The sequence below is a fragment of the Nakamurella antarctica genome (assembly GCF_003860405.1).
GTDB classification, from domain to species: domain Bacteria; phylum Actinomycetota; class Actinomycetes; order Mycobacteriales; family Nakamurellaceae; genus Nakamurella; species Nakamurella antarctica.
Genome location: NZ_CP034170.1, coordinates 2,692,021 through 2,712,015, shown reverse-complemented (window position 1 = coordinate 2,712,015; position 19,995 = coordinate 2,692,021). Strand labels below are relative to the sequence as shown.

General features: G+C 64.1%; 20 protein-coding genes. 17 read left to right on the top strand and 3 right to left on the bottom strand.

Annotation, left to right across the window (positions count from 1 at the left end):
- Window positions 1-310 precede the first annotated feature (310 nt).
- Window positions 311-793 (top strand): CarD family transcriptional regulator, encoded by a 483-nt coding sequence (locus EH165_RS12155; protein WP_124799677.1) that lies wholly within the window; start codon window positions 311-313, stop codon window positions 791-793.
- A 42-nt stretch (window positions 794-835) separates the two neighbouring features.
- A complete protein-coding gene (ispF, locus tag EH165_RS12150; RefSeq protein ID WP_124799676.1) occupies window positions 836-2,200 on the top strand; it encodes a 2-C-methyl-D-erythritol 2,4-cyclodiphosphate synthase in 1,365 nt (454 codons plus the stop codon).
- Window positions 2,201-2,228: 28 nt separating this feature from the next.
- Here ispF and EH165_RS12145 read toward each other — a convergent pair whose 3' ends face one another.
- The gene (locus EH165_RS12145) at window positions 2,229-3,428 is read right to left on the bottom strand and encodes a CynX/NimT family MFS transporter (protein ID WP_124799675.1); all 1,200 of its coding nucleotides are present in this window, start codon (window positions 3,426-3,428) and stop codon (window positions 2,229-2,231) included.
- A 127-nt stretch (window positions 3,429-3,555) separates the two neighbouring features.
- Between EH165_RS12145 and proC the strand changes: the two genes are divergently transcribed.
- From proC to EH165_RS12120, 5 genes are all read left to right on the top strand, one after another.
- The gene (gene proC, locus EH165_RS12140; RefSeq protein WP_124799674.1) at window positions 3,556-4,359 is read left to right on the top strand and encodes a pyrroline-5-carboxylate reductase; all 804 of its coding nucleotides are present in this window, start codon (window positions 3,556-3,558) and stop codon (window positions 4,357-4,359) included.
- A 293-nt stretch (window positions 4,360-4,652) separates the two neighbouring features.
- The gene (locus EH165_RS12135) at window positions 4,653-4,862 is read left to right on the top strand and encodes a helix-turn-helix domain-containing protein (RefSeq protein WP_124799673.1); all 210 of its coding nucleotides are present in this window, start codon (window positions 4,653-4,655) and stop codon (window positions 4,860-4,862) included.
- A 188-nt stretch (window positions 4,863-5,050) separates the two neighbouring features.
- A complete protein-coding gene (locus tag EH165_RS12130; protein WP_015746237.1) occupies window positions 5,051-5,152 on the top strand; it encodes a 30S ribosomal protein bS22 in 102 nt (33 codons plus the stop codon).
- Window positions 5,153-5,246: 94 nt separating this feature from the next.
- Complete coding sequence (locus EH165_RS12125) at window positions 5,247-6,431, top strand: NAD-dependent epimerase/dehydratase family protein (RefSeq protein ID WP_124799672.1); 1,185 nt, start codon at window positions 5,247-5,249, stop codon at window positions 6,429-6,431.
- The gene (locus tag EH165_RS12120; RefSeq protein ID WP_124799671.1) at window positions 6,431-7,468 is read left to right on the top strand and encodes a lysophospholipid acyltransferase family protein; all 1,038 of its coding nucleotides are present in this window, start codon (window positions 6,431-6,433) and stop codon (window positions 7,466-7,468) included. The genes EH165_RS12125 and EH165_RS12120 overlap by 1 nt, the downstream gene beginning before the upstream one ends.
- A gap of 272 nt (window positions 7,469-7,740) precedes the next feature.
- Here EH165_RS12120 and EH165_RS12115 read toward each other — a convergent pair whose 3' ends face one another.
- Window positions 7,741-8,880: a lycopene cyclase family protein gene (locus EH165_RS12115; protein WP_124799670.1), complete on the bottom strand. Its 1,140-nt coding sequence runs from the start codon at window positions 8,878-8,880 to the stop codon at window positions 7,741-7,743.
- A 210-nt stretch (window positions 8,881-9,090) separates the two neighbouring features.
- The gene (locus EH165_RS12110; protein ID WP_124800501.1) at window positions 9,091-10,002 is read right to left on the bottom strand and encodes an HAD family hydrolase; all 912 of its coding nucleotides are present in this window, start codon (window positions 10,000-10,002) and stop codon (window positions 9,091-9,093) included.
- Window positions 10,003-10,206: 204 nt separating this feature from the next.
- On the opposite strand from EH165_RS12110, the gene EH165_RS12105 reads away from it, so the two are divergent.
- The 10 genes from EH165_RS12105 to resB all read left to right on the top strand — a co-directional run bounded on the left by EH165_RS12105 (window position 10,207) and on the right by resB (window position 19,980).
- On the top strand, window positions 10,207-12,291 hold the full coding sequence (locus EH165_RS12105; RefSeq protein ID WP_124799669.1) for a class I adenylate-forming enzyme family protein: 2,085 nt from the start codon (window positions 10,207-10,209) through the stop codon (window positions 12,289-12,291).
- A gap of 2 nt (window positions 12,292-12,293) precedes the next feature.
- A complete protein-coding gene (locus EH165_RS12100; protein ID WP_124800500.1) occupies window positions 12,294-12,527 on the top strand; it encodes a glutaredoxin family protein in 234 nt (77 codons plus the stop codon).
- A gap of 170 nt (window positions 12,528-12,697) precedes the next feature.
- Window positions 12,698-13,456: a redox-sensing transcriptional repressor Rex gene (locus tag EH165_RS12095; RefSeq protein WP_124799668.1), complete on the top strand. Its 759-nt coding sequence runs from the start codon at window positions 12,698-12,700 to the stop codon at window positions 13,454-13,456.
- Window positions 13,457-13,577: 121 nt separating this feature from the next.
- Window positions 13,578-15,101 carry a bifunctional uroporphyrinogen-III C-methyltransferase/uroporphyrinogen-III synthase gene (locus EH165_RS12090; protein WP_124799667.1) on the top strand — a complete coding sequence of 508 codons (1,524 nt, stop codon included), beginning with the start codon at window positions 13,578-13,580 and terminating at the stop codon, window positions 15,099-15,101.
- A gap of 39 nt (window positions 15,102-15,140) precedes the next feature.
- Window positions 15,141-15,761, top strand: a complete 621-nt coding sequence (locus EH165_RS12085) for a hypothetical protein (protein ID WP_124799666.1) — start codon at window positions 15,141-15,143, stop codon at window positions 15,759-15,761.
- Window positions 15,762-16,091, top strand: coding sequence for a hypothetical protein (locus EH165_RS12080; RefSeq protein ID WP_124799665.1), 330 nt, complete (start codon window positions 15,762-15,764; stop codon window positions 16,089-16,091). It abuts the gene before it with no gap.
- Between the two features lie 85 nt (window positions 16,092-16,176).
- A complete protein-coding gene (locus tag EH165_RS12075) occupies window positions 16,177-16,824 on the top strand; it encodes a histidine phosphatase family protein (RefSeq protein ID WP_124799664.1) in 648 nt (215 codons plus the stop codon).
- Window positions 16,824-17,438: a TlpA disulfide reductase family protein gene (locus tag EH165_RS12070; protein ID WP_124799663.1), complete on the top strand. Its 615-nt coding sequence runs from the start codon at window positions 16,824-16,826 to the stop codon at window positions 17,436-17,438. The genes EH165_RS12075 and EH165_RS12070 overlap by 1 nt, the downstream gene beginning before the upstream one ends.
- On the top strand, window positions 17,438-18,259 hold the full coding sequence (locus tag EH165_RS12065) for a cytochrome c biogenesis CcdA family protein (RefSeq protein WP_124800499.1): 822 nt from the start codon (window positions 17,438-17,440) through the stop codon (window positions 18,257-18,259). Before EH165_RS12070 ends, EH165_RS12065 begins: the two co-directional genes overlap by 1 nt.
- Window positions 18,256-19,980: a cytochrome c biogenesis protein ResB gene (resB, locus tag EH165_RS12060; protein WP_239020568.1), complete on the top strand. Its 1,725-nt coding sequence runs from the start codon at window positions 18,256-18,258 to the stop codon at window positions 19,978-19,980. The genes EH165_RS12065 and resB overlap by 4 nt, the downstream gene beginning before the upstream one ends.
- Window positions 19,981-19,995: the final 15 nt, after the last annotated feature.

Below are 19,995 nucleotides of genomic sequence, written 5' to 3'. Positions count from 1 at the left end.
CACCCGCGAGACCCCACACCCCCGGGGCCAACTCAGTGGTCGACACCACCGCTCCGAGCACTACGAACCAGGCCTCCTTGGGCGATACGTGGTTCCGTCACACCAGGTAGCGATGCTGGAAGTCGCCCTCGGCAGGTGCTCGGGGGACCCGTGCAGGCAACGCCGGACGGCGCCTTGGCACGCCGATCTCGGGAAACCTCGACGGAGCCAAATTGGTCGCACTTCGGATGACGGTGCCTGACCTGCGGCAACGGGTTCGTCACACCGCCAAAGCGTGTTAGAATGGGTCATCGAAAGGGGCCACAGACACATGGTTTTCAACGTTGGCGAGACTGTCGTCTATCCCCATCACGGGGCCGCTCTGATAGAAGCAACCGAGCTCCGAATGGTGAAGGGCGAGGAAAAGCTATACCTCGTACTCAGGGTCGCCCAGGGCGACCTCACGGTAAAAGTCCCAGCAGAAAACGCTGAACTTGTCGGTGTCCGCGACGTCGTGGACATCGCCGGGCTCAACAGCGTCTTCGACGTACTCCGAGTGGAAGTCACCGACGAGCCGACCAACTGGTCGCGCCGCTTCAAAGCCAACGCCGAGAAGCTGGCGTCGGGTGATGTCGAGAAGGTGGCAGAAGTGGTGCGCGATCTGTGGCGCCGCGACAAAGACCGCGGCTTGTCCGCCGGTGAGAAGCGGATGCTGTCCAAGGCCCGCCAGGTCCTAGTTTCCGAACTGGCATTGGCGGAAGGTATCGATGAGGACCGCGCCAATGGTCGTCTCGACGAGGTCCTTGCTTCCTAATCGAAGCGTCGAGCCGACCCCACTCGCCTAAGGTCAGTAACCGTGACGGTGATAGCTCTCGTACCCGCGAGTGGGGTTGGCTCAGCGATTTTCCCGCGCCCCGCCGTTTCCCCCTTCCTGGCAGTCGCCGGGAAGTCTTTGCTTCTGCATGCCGTGGGGCGGCTTCTCGCAGCGGGAGCGGACGAAGTGTTCGTAGGGGTGAACAACGACGAACTTTCCACTGCAACTACCGAGCTCGATGGACTCCCCGGCAAAGTTCGCGTGCTCGCGGCCCCGGCGGGGCAGCATGAAAGCGTGCGGCACCTCCTTGAAGCCGCAACACACTCGCAGGTGGAGCAGGTGGATGGCCGCGTCGTCGAGATCGTCCTCGTCCATGACTATCGGTGTGCCCTTATGCCAGAGAACGTCATCGTCGGTGTTATTGCCGCCGTTCGAGCGGGAGCCGATGCCGTCGCTCCCGCGATCCCCGCTGTGGATACCGTTCGACGCCTCGGTCATTTCGGCGGCGATGGGCCAGCGGGTCACGCTGCACGGGTGCGAGACCACGCCCCGGGCGGCGGGAGCGCGTCAGTCGGCGCCGTGGTGGACCGCGACCAGTTGCGCACGATCCAAAGCCCGCAGGGATTCACGTGGGAGGGCCTTCTCACCATTCACCGCGAGGCATTGCCCAAACAGCTCGAGGACGCAGTCGATCAAGTCGCTCTCGCCCAAGCCCGAGGCGTGGTTGCCGATCTGATTCTCGGCGATCGAGGAGGTAACCGGATACTCCCGGCCCGGGTCGCCCGAGCGTCCGTGGCGGCCGACCCCGGACTGGCGGCCGACCCCGGACTGGCGGTCGACCCCGGGCTGGCGGTCGATCCCGGGTTCGCGACCGACCCCCTGCCGGGACCGGAAACTGCTGCACTGCCGAACCCGATGCCCCGCGTGGGCACCGGCACCGACGTGCACCCCATCCAGCGCGGGCGCCCTTGTTACCTTGCGGGTCTTCACTTTCCGGAGGCCGACGGCTGCGAGGGGCATTCTGACGGCGATGTCGCCGCCCACGCCATCTGTGACGCGCTGTTGTCGGCGGCGCAATTGGGTGATCTCGGCACAGTCTTCGGTGTTGATCGTCCGGAGTGGTCGGGTGCCTCCGGCTCTACGCTGCTTGCTGAGGTAGTCCGGCTGCTTGCGGTCGGCGGTTTCGTCATCGGGAATGTTGCTGTTCAGGTCATAGCCAACACACCCCGGCTCGCGGGCCGCAGGGTGGAGGCGCAAGACGCGCTGACCGCCGTCATCGGCGCGCCGGTGTCGGTGGCGGGAACCACCACGGACGGCTTGGGGCTTACCGGCCGCGGCGAAGGGCGAGCGGCAACTGCGACGGCTCTCATCTTCCAGACCCGCGCACGTGCGACCCGACCCATTTAGAATTCGAAAGCCGAACAGCAGCAACGGTTTACAGCCCGAGCTGATCCTCTAGCATTTTGGGTCGCGCCACATACAACCCGCAGCCGGCGGTGATCCCGACCACCACCATCATGGTGACGATGGGGACGGTCCAGCTGCCCGTTATGTCGTGCAGCACCCCGAACGTAATCGGCCCCAGACCCGCCATCAGGTACCCCACGCACTGACTGAACGCGGACAGCGCCACCACTCCGTCGGGAGTCCGTGCGCGCAGCGCTACCAAGGTCAGCGCCAACGGGAACGAGCCGCTGCCGAAGCCGAGCAACAGTGCCCACAGCCAGGCGACATCTGCTGGTGCAACAAGCAATCCGGTGTAAGCGATGATGAAGGAGACCGCAAAGGAAACGACCAGAACAGGGATACTTCCCTTGCGGCGCAACAACAACGGCAGTGCAGCCGACAGCGGGATTCCGACCGCGGCGTAGATGCCGAGCATGAAGCCGGCCCGCTCGATGGTCATCCCTTCGTCTACCAGGATTTGAGAGAGCCAGCCGATCAGCACATAGGCCTGCATCGACTGCAACCCGAAGTAAAAGGCCATCCCCCAGGCGAGCGGGCTCCGGGTTAACCGCTGGAGCGGCACCTTGGTCGGGTGCACTGTGGTCGTCGGTAGCGTGGAGCCGAAAACCAGGAAAAGCCAGGGGATCAAGGCGATGACGGCGACCACCGCCCACATCCCCAGACCGAGTTGCCAGTCACCACCCAGCGCTTTTTCCAACGTAGGAGTGAAGGCCGAACTGCTGGCCGCGCCGATCGCCAAACACGTTGTGTAGACGGCGGTAATGGTCGGGATGCGGTCCGGGAAGTGCCTTCTCACCATGCCGGGCATCAATACGTTGGTCAGCGCCAAACCGGCCAAGGCAATGAACGACCCGAGGAAGAGGAAGAAGGTCTGGGGGATCAGTGATCGTACGAGCTGCCCGATGACCATCGCCGAAATAGCCCCGACGATCACCTTGTGCGGACCCCACTTTGAGGCGAGCGACGGTGCGATTAAACCGAGGAACGCGAAACACACCACCGGCAATGCGGTGAGCGCTCCAGACGCGGCACCGGACAAATTCAGCGCCACCCTGATCTCTGGGACCAGTGACCCGAGGCCGTTGACTGCCGGTCGAAGGTTCAGGCTGAGCGCGATAATCGCAGTCAGCACCAGGGCCTGCGACGAACGGTTGCTGGTAGAGGTCACTGCAAAGACTTTAGCGCGGCAACCGCACCCGCTGCGGCCGCGCTGGCGGGAATCGCAGGTGCAGCGTCATGCCTGTTCCGGTCGCGCCTATTTCTGCACTGGGCGGCGCCGTGACACCCTGAGCGGTATGACGATTGCGATCCTTGGCGCCGGCAAGATCGGCGAAGCTTTGCTGGCCGGTTTGATCTATGGCGGTTTTGACCCTGCTGACCTGATGTTCACCGAGCGATACCCGACGAGGGCGGCGCAGCTCACCGAGCAGTACGGGGTGCGGGGCGTGGAGGTTGCCGAGGCCGGTGCCACCGCTGATGTCATTATCGTTGCCGTTAAACCGCAGGATATCGATGCGGTGCTCGCTGACTTGCGTGCCAACGTCACTGGGAAAACACTGGTGGTCTCGCTCTGCGCCGGGCTGCCGACCGCCCTGTACGAGCGCAACCTTCCCGACGGCACGCCCGTCGTCCGCGTCATGCCTAACACCCCCATGCTCGTCGGCGAAGCAATGTCAGCGATTTCGCCGGGGACCCACGCCACCGATGAGCACCTGCAGATCGTCGAAGATCTCCTGCTCACCGTAGGCAAGGTGGTGCGCGTTCCAGAGAACCAACAGGACGCCGTCACGGCGCTGTCCGGATCCGGGCCCGCTTACTTCTTTTTCCTCGTCGAGGCGATGATCGACGCCGGTATTTTGCTCGGATTGCCGCGCACCGTGGCCGCTGAATTGATCATCCAGTCAGCTGTCGGCTCGGCGAAGATGTTGCGCGAATCCGGCGAACACCCGGTCGCTTTGCGGGAGGCCGTGACATCGCCCGGCGGAACCACCATCGCCGCGATCCGGGAGCTTGAGGTGCATGGCGTACGCGCGGCTTTCCTGGCGGCCATCGAAGCCGCCCAGTTGCGCAGCGCCGAACTCGGCAAGGCGCATCAGTAACTCTGCTCACCAATAATTCAGGCGCAGCAGGACGATGAGCATCTGTGGGGCGCCAAAGCCAATCCGACGGTTACTCGACCATCCGCAACACGCTCAGCACAAAATTTCCGACACGCACCTCACAGAACGTGACATTTTGACAACATTGTGATTGCCAAGGCTATTTTTGCTCACTCGGCATCGCTTTCGTCCCACTGGTACCGCTAGAGTGCGCAGGGAACAAGCACGTTCGCGCGAATGTCCATCGGTGGGGAAGCCAATGGCCGTGACGCGTGCTGAGAAAGCGGTATCCGATGGCTCGTACGCCGAACGACCCTGCCCTGGCCGAGATTAAGTTCCTCACGGTCGCCGAGGTCGCTGCTTTGATGCGTGTTTCACGAATGACGGTGTACCGGCTGGTGCACTCCGAAGAGCTACCGGCAGTACGTGTTGGACGATCCTTCCGCGTCTCCGAACGCGCCGTGCACGAATACCTCCAGCGCGCCTTTAACGACGTCGGCTGAAGGCGACTTCGCCGCGGAAGGCGATTTGCACGCCGCGAAGCGGCTACCATGAACGGGGTGCGACGCAGTCGCATGCAATCGTAAAGCCAGCTGTATTGGCGCCCGGGTCCCCGCGGCGTCATCGGCCGGTGCCACCGACATGTCCGTCGGCGCCAACGCGCCGATACATCAGCTGAAGAGGTTATTTCATGGGTTCTGTTATCAAGAAGCGCCGCAAGCGGATGGCAAAGAAGAAGCACCGCAAGCTGCTTCGCAAGACCCGTGTCGCACGTCGCAAGGCCGGCAAGTAGCCCTTGCTGTTCCAACCCGCCCCGACCGCATCTACTTGCGGTCGGTAGGCGGGTGCATGTTGTACCCGCGTAACCCATCCTGGGGGTGAACCTCGTGTCCGGTCATGTAGTGCTGATCACGGGCGTGACCCGATATCTTGGCTCCGAACTGGCCGGGATTTTGGCGCGTCACCCCGATGTGGAGCGCGTGATCGGCGTCGATGCCACGCTCCCTGAACCTGCTGCGCGCAGGCGCATGGGAACCGCCGAGTTTGCCCGCGCGGATATTCGCAACCCGCTCATCGCGAGAATCATCGAAACAGCGGGCGTTGATACCGTGGTTCACGCCTCTGCCTCCGCCACCCCCGCCAACTCCAAGGCCCGCACCATGGTCAAGGAGATGAACGTGCTGGGGACCATGCAGTTGCTTGCCGCTTGCCAGCGATCGGCCAGCGTCACCAATCTCATTCTGCGGTCAACCACTTCCGTGTACGGAGCGAGCTCCCGCGATCCCGCGATCTTCACCGAATCCACCGAACCGATGTCCCTGCCAGCCAGGGGGCCGGCTCGCGACGCGATCGACATCGAAGGCTACGTCAGGGGTTTCGCCCGTCGTCGACCTGATGTTCGGGTAGCTGTACCTCGCTTCGCCGAAGTAATTGGACCCACGGTGAAGACGCCGCTGACCCGGTACTTCTCCCTGTCCCCCGTGGTGCCCACCGCGATGGGCCACGACTCGCGGCTGCAACTCGTACATGAAACCGATGCCGTAGGAGTGCTGGAGCACCTCGTGCTCGGCGACTTCGCGGGCACAGTCAACGTCGCTGGCGATGGCATAGTGATGCTCTCCCAAGCGATTCACCGCGCTGGGCGGATACCGCTTCCGGTACCGATGGCGACCCTCAACCGGTTGGGCGGGACACTGCGGGCGCTGCGGATCGGCGGCTTTGCACCAGAACAGATCGAACTGCTGATGGCTGGCCGGGTGGTCGACACCACCGTCTTGCGTGATGGCGTGCGGTTCGCCCCGAAGTTCAGCACCGCCGCCGCATTTGACGATTTTGCGGCCACGCTGACGCCGTCCGTTTCTCGTGCGCAGATCCGCGATGTAGAGATGACGCTCGCCCGGGGCATCGGCGTCAGACCGATGCCCGAGGATCGGAACCGGAACCCGTTAGACGGCCAAACAGTCTCGCCCGAAACAGCCTTGACCGGAAATGCGGCGGTTGACGCGCTCGGGTTGGTGGCGCTGCCCGGCGGACGTACCGGGCCGCGAAAAGCACGGAAGGTGCGGATTTAATGCCACATTCAGCGGAGCCACACTCGGTACATCCCAGCGCCGAATCAGGGTCCGAAGCTGGCGCGGGGCAAGCCAATCCGGACGGAGGTATCGCGGACGGAGGTATCGCGGACGGAGGCGGCTCGCACCCGGATAGCGGCGGCGAAGCCAGCGGCGGATCAGCACCCCAAGGCGGCGCCAGCACGCAAGAGCGTGAGCCCGCATGGAAGTCCTCACTCGCTGGCGGCCTGGCATTCCTTCGCCGCCGGATGACGGGCGATTTTGCCGTCGACGACTTCGGTTACGACGAGGACTTCACCCGCACCGTCGTACTGCCCCCGCTCCGTCTTCTGTACGACCACTGGTTCCGGGTCGAGGCGCTTGGGATGGAGAACGTTCCAGACACGGGAGCGCTACTGGTAGCCAACCATTCCGGAACCATCGCGGTGGATGGCGTGATGACGGCCCTGGCGATTGCGGATCACCATCCCGGGCACCGGGCCTTGCGGATGCTCGCCGCAGACTTGGTGTTCCAGACCCCGGGGCTCGGAACGATGGCTCGGAAAACTGGAAACACGCTGGCCTGCAACGCTGATGCCGAGCGACTGCTCGCCCGCGGCGAACTGGTCGCGGTGTTCCCCGAGGGATTCAAGGGCGTTGGTAAGCCCTTCAACCAGCGCTACAAACTCCAACGGTTCGGCCGAGGCGGATTTGTCGCCGCTGCGCTGCGTACGGGGGTACCCATCATCCCGGTGTCCATTGTGGGAGCCGAGGAGATTTATCCGATGCTGGCCAATATCCAGCCGTTGGCCCGGGCGCTGGGCCTGCCGTATTTCCCGGTGACGCCGACGTTTCCGTTGTTGGGTCCGTTGGGCGCTATCCCACTCCCCAGCAAATGGTTCATCGAATTCGGGGAGCCGATCCCCACAGACACCTACGGAGCGGCCGCGGCAGAAGACCCCATGGTGGTCTTCAACCTCACCGACCATGTGCGAGAGACGATCCAACAGTCCCTCTATCGCCTGCTCGTGCGCCGCGGGCACCCGTTCTTGGGCTGACGCACCCCGTCGGTGTGACACTGGTAGATCGTGACGCTGGGAGAATGTGACTCTGCCCGAACCTGACTCTGCCCGAACCTGACTCTGCCCGAACCTGACTCTGCCCGAACCTGACTCTGCCCGAACCTGACTCTGCCCGAACCTGACTCTGCCCGAACCTGACTCTGCCCGAACCCGACTCTGCCCGAACCCGACTCTGCCCGAACCTGACGCTGGCCACATTTACCGCCGCTGGCAACGGCGAGCACCAGGGCGCCGCCGGCAGAAGAGGGCTAGTGGGCAACTCGGGGTTTGCGGCCTAGGGCCGAGGTCACCGCGATCCGGGTGAGCCGGGGAGGCAGGCGCGCGGCCATCGCCGCCATCGCGGTAGCGGTCAGCATCGGCCGCGCGCGGTCGGTGATGTAGGCCCGCTGCAACGACACGGGCAACGCGAAGTAAGCGGCGAAAAATTCTTCGATCCCGGAGGCGGGAAGCCGTAATAACGTCGTCAATCCGAGACCACGAAGGCGGTGCGTCTGCCGGGCCCCCAACGGCCACAGGGCTTCTTGCACGCAGCGACCATGAGTCACCGCACCGGCGATGGTGTCGGCCATATTCAACGACACCGCGACGCTGTAACCGGTCGCCGGGTGCATCAAGCCGCCGCGCGACCCAATTCGCACGGGTCCGGATTCGGGGTTAGAACTGGTTCCGGGCTCGACGCAGAACCGGACCCGTTCAATCGGTTCGTTCCCGGTCAGGACAACCCCGCGTGTGGCCAGTCGGTGCTCCAAGCGCTGCCGGAGTTCACGCAATCCGAGCGCTGGCCGTCCGACAAGGCAGGTCTCCTCGAGCAGCACTCGATCTTCGTCGAGGGGGAACGCATAGAGGAACGACGGGTGGTCCTCGGCCCGGGTGCCGTTATCGCGCCGCCAATCCATGAACACAGAGCCACCGATCGGAGCCGCCTGCTGGGCTGTCACCACCACCCCCACAGCGGTCTGTTGGGCGAGGGTGGGCTGCGGTCGGGTTCCCCGAGCATCTAGCACTACGTCGGCGAAAAGCTGACGCCCGTCAGTCAGCGTCACCTGGTGGCTATCAGCAGCGGCAACCGTGCCGGTAATCACCTGCACGCCGTCGAGGGTAAGGGCGTCCTGCAGACCTGGTGTGTCAAGAACGACGTAGGTCCGTGGGATCAGGTGCGGTCTAAGCGCCCACGCCCGCACCCCGCTTGTCTGCGTTCCCCGGACTCCGGAAGGCAGCCAGGCCGGCAGCTCATCAGCCCACGCGGCGTAGGTGGGAGTCCACCGTCGATGGGGGGCGGGGTCAACTGCGACTACGGCGATTCCAGCCCGTGCGATGCGATGAGCGGTGGCACGACCAGCAGGCCCGAGGCCCAGAACCACTACCGGAGAACGGGCCACGCTTACCATTGCAACGCTCCCTTTCCCTCCGGCGCCACATCGACCACTGTCCACACGGTGTGTAATCCTCACTCTAACGATGCTGCAGATGCACCGGGTGAGCCGAGTCCCGCCGCCTGCCGACGGCTACAGTCGGCGCGATCAGCAGAAAATCGCGCAGGGGACACTGTCAACTCAGCCGATGGGTGCAGGACGAATAAGGGGTTCAAAACCTCCGCCCTACCGCCGTTTCCTGCGCACCGCGAATCCGGCCGCAACCGCCCCGCCGATGATGCCCACACCCAACACTGAGGGGACACCGACTTTGACCGCAGTCTTCGCGCTGGAGCGGAAATCGCGGATCTGCCAGCCGCGCTCACGGGCCACATCGCGCAATTCCGAATCTGGATTGACGGCGACTGCGGTCCCGACCACCGACAGCATGGGAACGTCATTGACGGAATCGGAATACGCGGTGCAGCGCCGCAGGTCCAAGCCCTCGCGGGCGGCGATCGCGCGGATGGCGGCGGCCTTCGCCGCGCCGTGCAGCAGCTCACCCACCAGCTTGCCGGTGTAGACGCCGTCCTCGTTCTCCGCGACGGTCCCCAGCGCGCCGGTCAGGCCGAGCCTGCGGGCGATGAGCTGGGCCAACTCGACCGGGGTGGCAGTCACAAGCCAGACGCGCTGGCCAGCGTCGAGATGCTGTTGCGCGAGTTTGCGGGTACCCGGGTAGATCTTGTCGACCATCAGGTCGTCATAGATTTCCTCGCCCATCGTGACGATCTCCTCGACCGTGCGGCCCGCAATAAAAGAAAGGGCCTCCTCGCGGGCGTCGGCGACGTCGTTCATGTTTTCCTTGCCCCACAACCGGAATCGCAGCTGCCGGCCCGCGAAGCGGAACAGGTCGCTGGTGGAGAAGAAATCTCGTGCTGCAAGACCGCGGGCGAAGTGGAACAGGGAGGATCCGACCATCATGGTGTTGTCGACGTCGAAGAATGCTGCCGCCGTCAGATCGACGCCGGGGAGGTAGACGTTGACTTCCGCCGCCCCCGACACTGCCGCTTCGGCGGAGGCGGCCCCGGCGATTTCGGCGCGCTTGGCGGCCTCGTCGCGGCGGCGTGCTCTGCCTATCACCACGCTCGTCCTCCTCATCTTGTGCTGCGGCATCCGTTGCGGGTTAGCCTAGCGACCCCACTTCGATCCGCTTCCCCCGATGCGCGTTCGGGGTGGTTCGGCACTATCGTCAGCGGTAGATCCACCGCTAGGGGTTCCGCGGAATCTTCGTTGGGCGCAACGACGGAGAGCAAACGGAAAAAAGCCGGGCGGGCATGAGCAACCAGACGGAACGAGGGTGATGTGAGAACCGGCAACGTCGCAGACCTGCTTCGGCAGGCGGCTGCGGATCACGGGTCACGACCGGCGCTGATTACCGATTCCGTCACCCACACTTGGGCAGACCTTGATCGGGCTGCCGATGCTGGCGCGGCAGCATTGCGGGCCGCAGGCTTGACGGCGGGAAGCAGGTTGCTGATCCAGCTACCAACCTCGCCGGAGCTCGCGTTGGCATTGCTCGCTGGCGCTCGGGCGGACCTCATCGTGGTGCCGACCGATCCGGCCCGCGCCGATACCTCGCGCATCGCGGGCCGTGTTCAAGCAGCCCTCGTTATCGGCGGTCCGCAGGTTTCGGCGCCCGCAGGTTTCGAGACGGAAGCTTCCGCACCCCACATGACGCAAGGTGACATAGCCCAATGGTGGAGCGCTGAGAGTCCCGCTCGCATTGATCCGACCACCGGCGGCGAAGACATCGCGATGCTGGCGCGGGCCTCACGCAGCGACAAGGCGGTGATGCTTTCGCACCGGGCGCTCCTGGCAGCCGTGGAGATGATCAACAACACCACCAACCTCAACCTGCAGACTGACGATCGGGTGCTGCAGGCGTTGCCACTATTTCACCTCGCCGGGTTTGCCACCACGTTTCTGCCGCTGGCGCAGGTGGGCGGCGCTGCCGTGATTCCGCAGACGCCGCAGGTCACGGGCCCGAATGTGAGTGGTACCGCGTCGTGGACGGGATACACCGATTCGGTGTTGAGCGCGATTCACGACCACCACGTGACGGTGCTGCCGGGCGCCCCCGCTCTCTACCGCCTGCTGCTCCGCGCGGAAAGCTTGGAGCGCTCGCTGGCATCGGTGCGGTTGATGACCTCGGGTGCCTCCCCGCTCAATCCGCAGGATTTTGCGGCAATGAAGGCGAAGACCGGCTCCGCGGTCTGGGAGGGCTACGGCATCTCCGAAGGCGCTTCGGTGGTAGCCACGACGCTGATGACGAAAAGCCCGAAGCCCCGTTCCGTTGGTGTGCCCCTGCCTGGAATCGAGATCCGTTTCGGCGGCGGTGGTCCCGAGGCGAATGATCACAGTGCTGGCCAGGCAGGCGCCGCCGAAGGTGGTGTTCGGGGTCAGGGTGATCAGAAACCGGAGGCAAAAAACCAGCGCCCCAAACAGTCGGGGTTCCTGTCCGATGACGCCAGATTTGCCGACTTTGATGACGAATCCGACCCCGGCCGGATCAGCATCCGCGGCGAGAACTTATTCAGCGGTTACTGGCCAGATGGCGCTGGCGGGCCCGATGCCGACGGGTGGTTCGCCACTGCTGATGTTGGCTATCTGGACCCGGCGGGGGAGTTGCATTTAATCGACCGGGCATCGGAGACGGTGACCGTGTCCGGGTTTACGGTGTATCCGCGGGAGGTCGAATCAGCGTTGCTGTCGCACCCGTATGTCCGCGATGTTGCTGTTATCGGCCTGCCTGGGCGGGTGGGGACTGAGCTGGTGGCCGTCATTGTCGCCTCCCGTGGCACTACGCCGACGGCCGACGACCTCGCTGAACACGTGGCCACCCTGTTGCCAGCTTTCAAACGACCTTCGGCCTACCACGTGGTGCCGATCCTGCCTCGGACCGAACTCGGCCGGCTTGATCGGGACGCTGTCCGCGAGGAATGGGCGGCTAAGGCAGGAATCGACCTGCGCCTCCCTCCGCCCCGCGCGGCAGGGTTGAAGGTGGTGACACCCGGGGCCGCGCCGATTGCGCCACTGCCGCCGCTGGACAAGCCGCAGCAGGTACCCGAAGTGATCGACGTGTCCAATCTTGAGGGCTTGGGTTCGCGATTGCCTGGGGTACACGGACGCTCACAGCGCAGCAGGATGGACACCGACGACGACCTTTTCGGCGAAGACTTTCTCGGAGAGCAACCGGAACCCCAGTCGCAACCTCACGCAGCCGACAGCACGGCTACTAACACGGCCGACAGCACGGCTAATAACACGGCCGACAGCACGGCTAATAACACCGCCGACAGGACGGCTGATAACACCGGCCAACAGCCCGGCGCTAGAAACTTCCCCACGAAACGAAGTGACTCCCACGCCGACGACGATGGCCAGTAGTGATGATCGTCACTCTTATTACTCGTAAGGACTGCCATTTGTGCACGGAAGCGGCGCAAGTGTTGTCTCGAGTGGCAGCTGAAGTCGGCATCGGTTGGAATGAAGTTGATGTCGATTCCGACGCCGAAATGCGCGGCGAGTACGGCGATCAGGTGCCGGTGGTTCTGATAGATGGCCAGATGCACAGTTATTTCCGGCTGGACGAGGGGCGCCTACGGCGGGCTCTCGCGGACTGAGGGCGTGGCGCGGATGCGGGATTTGTCCCACATGGCGGGAAATATGCCCACTCGCAACTTTGTCCCAGGCTGGTCACCTGACTAGGGTGATGAAGGTCGTTGGCTTGTCACATATGCGCCATTTCGACCTCGGTGGGGTGCGGAAACACCCTCCCGCAGAAGGTGAGTCAATGAAGATTTCCCAGCTGGAGCCAGACCGAGGCGGTGCACGCCCCCGGGATATTCCCGAAGCCACCGTTGCGCGTCTGGCCGCCTACCTGAGGGCTCTCACCTTGATGGCCGACCTCTCGGCGACTGCAAAATCCGGATCCGCTTCTTCTGAAGAGCTCGCAGCCGCCGCGGGTGTCAACTCCGCGACGCTGCGCAAAGACCTGTCCTACCTGGGCACGTACGGAATTCGCGGTGTCGGTTACGACATCGAGTTGCTCACAGCCGAGATCGGCAGGGCGCTGGGTGCCCATCGCCCGCACCGGGTGGCACTCGTGGGCGTCGGGAACCTCGGCGCGGCCCTTGCCGGCTACCCGGGATTTCTTTCTCGCGGGCTCGTCATCGGAGCCCTATTCGACGTTGACCCACATCGTGTGGGGCAGACGGTGGGCGGGATCACCGTGGAACATTTTGACTCCATTGCTCACGTGTGCGCACGTGAGGATGTTTCGATCGGCGTCATCGCCACGCCCGAACCGGCGGCGCAGGCTGCGGCCGACGCGCTGGTCAGCGCCGGGGTGCGGTCGATCCTCGCTTTCACCCCGGGCGTTATTACCGTCCCCGCTGACGTTGACCTGCGGAAAGTTGATCTCGCAATTGAGCTGCAGATTTTAGCCTTCCATGAAACCCGTAAAACAGCGGAGCATTCTGAATCCAGCCTGTCGCCCGCTGCCGACGGTGACACCGAGAACATCAGCCCCGCGGTGGCGGTGTCGTCATGACTTGTTCACATTTGGGTACCAGCATGAGGGGCGCGTCCTGCGCACCTCGCACCTGTCCCGCTTCATCGGCACCACGGTCGGCCCCGTCGGTCGGCAGCACCCACCGCACAAGGAGCATCAGATGACCCGTGCACGCAAACCCGCTGGCCGCATCCTGTTTATCGGTGCCGGCCCCGGTGACCCCGGCCTGCTCACCGTGCGAGCCCACGCGGCCCTGGCGACCAGCTCGCTGGTCGTCACCGATCCTGACGTCGGTACCGGCATCACCGCGGTCGCAGCCGGAGCCGAGATTCGGCCAGCGGTAGGCGAGCCCGCAGATGTGGCTAAGTCGTTGATCGCCGCCGCGAAGGCTGGCCAGGACGTGGTCCGTCTGGTCGCGGGCGACGTCCTCACCGCAGACCCGGTGGTCGCCGAAATCCAGTCCGTCGCCAAGTCGGTCATCGCCTTCGACGTCATCCCCGGCGTGGCAAGCGCTGCCGCCGCAGCCTCGTACGCCGGCATCGCCGTCGGTTCGGCCTACACCACTGTCGATGTCCGATCCGATCTGAATTGGGCGGGACTGGTCACTGCACCGGGCACCGTGATGCTGCAGGCCAGCGCCGGTCACCTCGCCAACACCGCCGCAAGCCTTGTCCAGCATGGCCTCGCGCCAGAGACGCCAGCGTCCCTCACCTGCGGGGCGACACTGCCGACCCAGCGCACCGTCGATGGCACCATTGCAACGGTTGCCGCACTTGGCCGCGATATGGCGGGTCCGCTGGTCGTCACCATCGGGGCGGGCGTCGCATCGCGGGCAAAGTTGTCGTGGTGGGAATCGCGGGCGCTGTATGGCTGGCGGGCGCTCGTCCCGCAGACCCGCGATCGTGACGAGGCAATGTTTGAACTGCTGCGCCGTCATGGCGCCACCCCGGAGCGGGTGCCCACGATCGCTGTGGAACCGCCGCGGACCCCCGCTCAGATGGAACGCGCCATCAAGGGCCTCGTCGATGGCCGCTACCAATGGTTGGTGTTCACCTCCGTCAATGCAGTCCGGGCCGTGTGGGAAAAGGTCACCGAATTTGGGCTGGACGCGCGGGCGTTCTCCGGAGTCAGCATTGCCTGTTCCGATGACGCCAGTGCTGACGCCGTGCGCGCTCTCGGAATCTTCCCCGAACTGGTGGCGACCAACGCGGTCTTCACCGCGGGGCTGCTGGAAGTGTTCCCCGAGTACGACGAGATTCTCGACCCTGTTGATCGAATCCTGTTGCCACGCGCCGACATTGCTACCGAGACTCTGGCCGAGGGTTTGCGGGAGCGCGGCTGGGAAATTGATGACGTGACCGCCTATCGCACCGTCCGCGCTGCGCCGCCGGCCGCGCCGATCCGCGAAGCCATTAAGGCCGGCGGGTTTGACCTGGTGCTCTTCACGTCGTCTTCGACGGTGCGCAACCTTGTCGGTATTGCCGGCAAGCCGCACTCCCGGACGCTCGTTGGCTGTTTAGGCCCGAAAACGGCTGAAACGGCCCGTGAATTTGGCCTGCGCGTTGACGTCCAACCCGAGTTCCCAGAGATCGACTTGCTCGTGGAGGCGGTCGCCGAACACGCGAATCGACTCCGCGCCGAGGGGGCACTTCCGCCACCGCGTCGCACCCCCAAGCGTCGCTAAAAAGGCGTTTCCCACTCAAGGACGGTAAGTTCAGCTTCTATGACCTCCCCTTCAGACAAGCCGCGCAGGCCCTCCATGCTCAACGGCCTTGCAGGCGCGTTCGCGCCGAGGCAGATTGACTTCGACCCGGATAGCCCTAACGAGCTACCCAAGACCGTCAAGATCGCCGGCCTGCTAGCTCTGGGCGCCGGGCTCCTGAACGTGTTCGCTGGCTTCACTTTTGTCTTCAACCGCAACGCCTACGTGCAGACGTTTAAAGACAACGCGCAGATCTGCAAGTCTTTATTCAATGGCCAGATTGGCGATGCGATTCCGGCAACGGAGACGTCCGCCGACGCGGTCACGTGTCGTGCTTCAGCGGATGCCACTACCGCGACCATCGCAAATTTCAACAGCGCCATCACCACCGTTATCGTGATCTCGATCGCCATCGGCCTGGGGATGTTGGTCGGCGGTTGGTTCCTCCGCAAGGGAAGCATTGGCGCACGCCGGTCGCTCGCGGTTATGGCATTGCTGCTGTTTGCGATGACGGTGCTCAACTTCTCCACCGGGCTCCTGATGTTGCTCTCGGGCGTCATGTTGATTGCTGCCATGGGCATGTGTTTTGTCGGCAAGGGCGCGAATTACTTCATCCGGGCGAAAGCCGCCGGCCGCAAGTAAATGACGCAGCAGAACGCCCGGCGCCACCACGCACTTCCGTGGCTACCCTGTGCATTCGGTGTTGTCGGTTTGCTCACGCTCGTGGGCGCCTTCGCGAGCTACCGACACAGCATGGCGGTGAACCTTTTCCCCGCGTATCTGGCCGCCGGCGACCTGACGCCGATCACCCGCTATTCGCCGCCCTGGGTAGCCGGAGCTGCGGGTCTGCTGATTGTGGGCGGGGTGCTCTTGATGGCAGCGGGTGTCGGATTTGCCCGGCACCCCAGGCGCCCGCAGCCTGCGGCCCCCACCCCCTCCGCGGCCCCGAACGTGAGCCTCGACAAGTTGTAGAAGCCGGCAAACCTGGAACACTGGAGGATGTGCAGCCGGGTAAGTACCGCCAGAGAATTGTGAGCCACCTAATGGAGGCGCGGAGATGACGTTAACCGTCGTACACCTGCTGCGGCATGGCAAGGTGCAAAATCCCGACAACATTCTGTACGGCAGACTGCCCGGGTTTGTGTTGGCAGATTCCGGAATTGAAATGGCGGAAGCGGTCGCCGCCCACTTGGCCGAAAACAACATCACCCGCGTGAGCGCGTCCTCCTTGGAGCGGGCACAGCAGACGGCCGCGCCGATTGCCGCCTCGCATGGCTTAACGGTGGGCACCGACGATCGCGTCATTGAAGCTGCAAATCAATTCGAAGGCAGTCGCGTTGCAGTCCGCGACGGCGCATTGGTGGACCCCCGCAACTGGATGAAGCTGCGGGACCCCTTCACCCCGTCCTGGGGCGAGGCCTACCTCGACATCGCGCACCGGATGCTCGGCGCCATTTACGCCGCGGTAGACGCCGCCGCTGGTAGTGAAGCCGTCATCGTGTCCCACCAGCTACCTATCGTCAGCGCCCGCAGGTTCTTGGCAGGGCAACGCCTCTGGCACAACCCTGCCACCCGCGAGTGCTCTGTCGCCTCCATCACGTCGCTGCGCTTCGAAGACGGGGTCTACCAAGGGGACTCGTATGCCGAGCCCGCCGCGCATATCCCCGCAGTGAACAACCGGATTTCGGCGATGGGGGCACTCTGATGGGCCTGAAGAAGAAATTTGCCGCCGCTGCCCTCGGGTTGCTCCTCATCCTGTCCGGCTGCAGCACCGGCACCGACGCCACGGTCTACGGCGGATCATTCACTTTCACCTCTCCCGGGGGCAAAAGGGAGTTCGTCTACCCTCCAGGTGAACGGCAAACTGTCGGCGACTTCACCGGCACGAGCCTGCTCGATGAGAACACGACCATCAAACTCTCGGACTTCGCGGGCCGTGTTGTCGTCATCAACTTCTGGGGTTCCTGGTGCGCGGGGTGCCGCGCCGAGGCCGCAGATCTCAACGTCGCGGCAGAACTCACTGCCGACGACAACGTGCAGTTCCTTGGGATCAACATCAAGGACAGCCGCTCCGCCGGAGCCGACTTCGTAGCCTCCAAACAGGTCACCTTCCCGTCGATATTTGACCCCACGATGCGCACGCTGCTGTCCATGCAGGGTCTGCCCACGACCGGGATCCCGATCACCGTCATCCTCGACAAGAGCCACCAGGTCGCCAATATCTTCCTGCGCAACGTTTCAGCGCAGGAAGTGGACGTCGCCGCCACCGCTCTCGCGGCGGAAAACTCTTCTACCGCAAGCAGTTCGGCCACCCGGTGATGCTCGCCTCCGGGCTTGGTGACACCATCAGCTCCGGCCCGTTCGTTCTCGCCGCGTTGCTGTCGGTCGCGGCGGGCGCGGTGTCGTTTGCTTCACCGTGCGTGGTGCCACTGGTGCCGGGTTATCTCTCCTACCTGGTGGGGTTGGTCGGCTCAGAAAACGCGGCGGGCACGTCGGACTCGAGCTCTGCGAGCACCAAAAGCTCCGGCACCGTGCAAACCCGCAAGGTCACCACCGCCCGCGCGGTCCGTGCCACCGTGTTTTTCGTCCTCGGATTTACTGCCGTCTTCCTCGCGCAATCCGTTCTGGTACTCGGCATCTCCAGCACCCTCTCCGGGAACCTGGACCTGCTGACCAGGATCGGCGGCGGCATCACCATCGTGATGGGGCTGGTGATGCTCGGCTTTATCAAGCCGTTGCAGCGCGAAGCTCGGCTGCACGTGCGCCCCCGGGGCAGGATCCTTGGGGCTCCACTGCTCGGGGTGGTTTTCGGCCTCGGCTGGGTGACGTGCCTCGGCCCGACGCTGATCGCGGTGCTGTCGCTGGCAAATGCCACCGACTGGAACGGGAACGCTTGGCGCGGGCTGTTTCTCGTCCTTTTCTATTGTCTCGGGCTCGGAGTTCCGTTCGTGTTACTCGCCTTCGGTTTCAGTTGGGCAGCCTCCGCGCTGTCGTTCATGAAGCGTAATTCCCGCACCATTCAGGTGGTCGGTGGATTGCTGCTGATATGCCTGGGAGTGCTGATGGTGACAGGCCTCTGGGGCCAGTTCATCGCGTCATTGCGCGGCGTGGTCTCCGGCGACGGCGGGGTGCTGCTGTGAGCCGGCGCGACTCGACGCACGTCCGGTTGGACGTGATACCGGGTGAGGAAGGCGGCGACCCAGAAGCAGGCGGTGCTGGTACAGGCGGTGCGGGTACAGGCGGTGCGGGTTCAGGCGGTGCCACTTTGCCCGCGGCTCCCGGACTGGCCCGGTCGGTTCTTCAGTTCCTGCGCAATGTGTGGCGTCAGCTCACCAGCATGCGGGTCGCGTTGATCCTGCTCTTTATGCTCGCGCTCGCTTCACTTCCCGGGGCGCTGCTGCCGCAGTGGAACTTGAACACCGCCAAGACGGCGCAGTACATCCTCGACTATCCGACGCTCGGGCCTTGGCTCAACCGGTTGGGCTTCTTCGGAGTCTTCGGCTCGCCCTGGTATGCGGCGATTTATCTTCTGCTGTTTATTTCGTTAATCGGGTGCTTGGTTCCGCGTAGCTGGGAGTTTGTAGGGCAGATCCGGTCGAAACCGGTGGCCACACCCCGCAACTTGGCGCGGCTGCCGCACCACGGGCAGGTCCGCCTGGCGGATAAGCGGAACCCGGACGAGGTGGCCGGCCAGATCGAGGCGGGGCTGCGGGGGTGGCGCCTGACGAGGCGCAGCGAGCCCGGTGGCGTCGTCACCGTGAGCGCAGAGAAGGGCTACCTACGCGAAGTGGGCAACCTGGTGTTCCACGTCTCCTTGCTGGGACTGCTCGCGGCGATTGCGGTCGGGAAAATGTTCGGCTTCGAGGGCAGCCTCATCGTCACCGAAGGCCAAACTTTCTGCTCCGGATCACCTGCCGCCTATGACAACTTCCGGCCCGGGCTACTAGTGGATGGCACGGCGATGGCGCCGTTCTGCGCGACGGTCGACAAGTTCACTGCCGCCTACAATCCCAACGGGATGGCAAGTTCGTTCTCGTCCGACCTGACCTATACCGCCTCGGCTTCGGCGGCGCCGCAACAGTACAACCTGCGCGTCAACGATCCGCTACGGGTGGACGGGGAGCGGTTGTATCTGATCGGGCACGGATTCACCCCGACGTTCAAGGTCACCTACCCCAATGGCCAAATGCGTGAGTACGAGCAGCCGTTCCAGACCCAAGACGGAAACCTGACGTCCGAAGGCGCCGTCAAGATCACTGACCCTCCGGGGTATGTGGGCAAGGAGGTGCGCAACCGGCAGCTCGCGATTGTCGGGATCTTCGCGCCGACAGCGGTGATGTCCCACGGCACGAACATCATGACCTCCGGCTTCCCCGCTCCGGATAACCCTGGTGTGGCCATCCAGATCTACCGAGGCAACTTGGGGTTGGAGGATGGCGCAGCTCAGTCCGTCTATGCCATTGACCCAGGCCAGGTCGCCAACGGCGAACTCAAGAAGTTGACTCGGGCGAATCTTTCGACCGGTGAATCAATGACCATCGACGATGGCACCGTCATTGAGTTCACCGGCTACAAGGAGTGGGTCTCCATGCAGACCTCTTACGATCCGGCGCAGGGGTACGCGTTGGTGTTTGCCATCACACTGCTGATGGGCTTGATGGCCTCGTTAACCATCAAACGGCGGCGGGTATGGTTCCGGATCCTGCCGGCTGGGGCCGATGGTACTGGCCCTGTTTACGGTTCGTTCGTGCAGGTAGGCGGATTGGCGCGGACCGACCAAGCAGGGTACGGCGAAGAGTTCACCTCGTTGCTGGCGTTGCCTGTGACGAAGACCAAAAGCGCAGCCGTCGCGCGCCGATGAGACGTATCGTAGAGG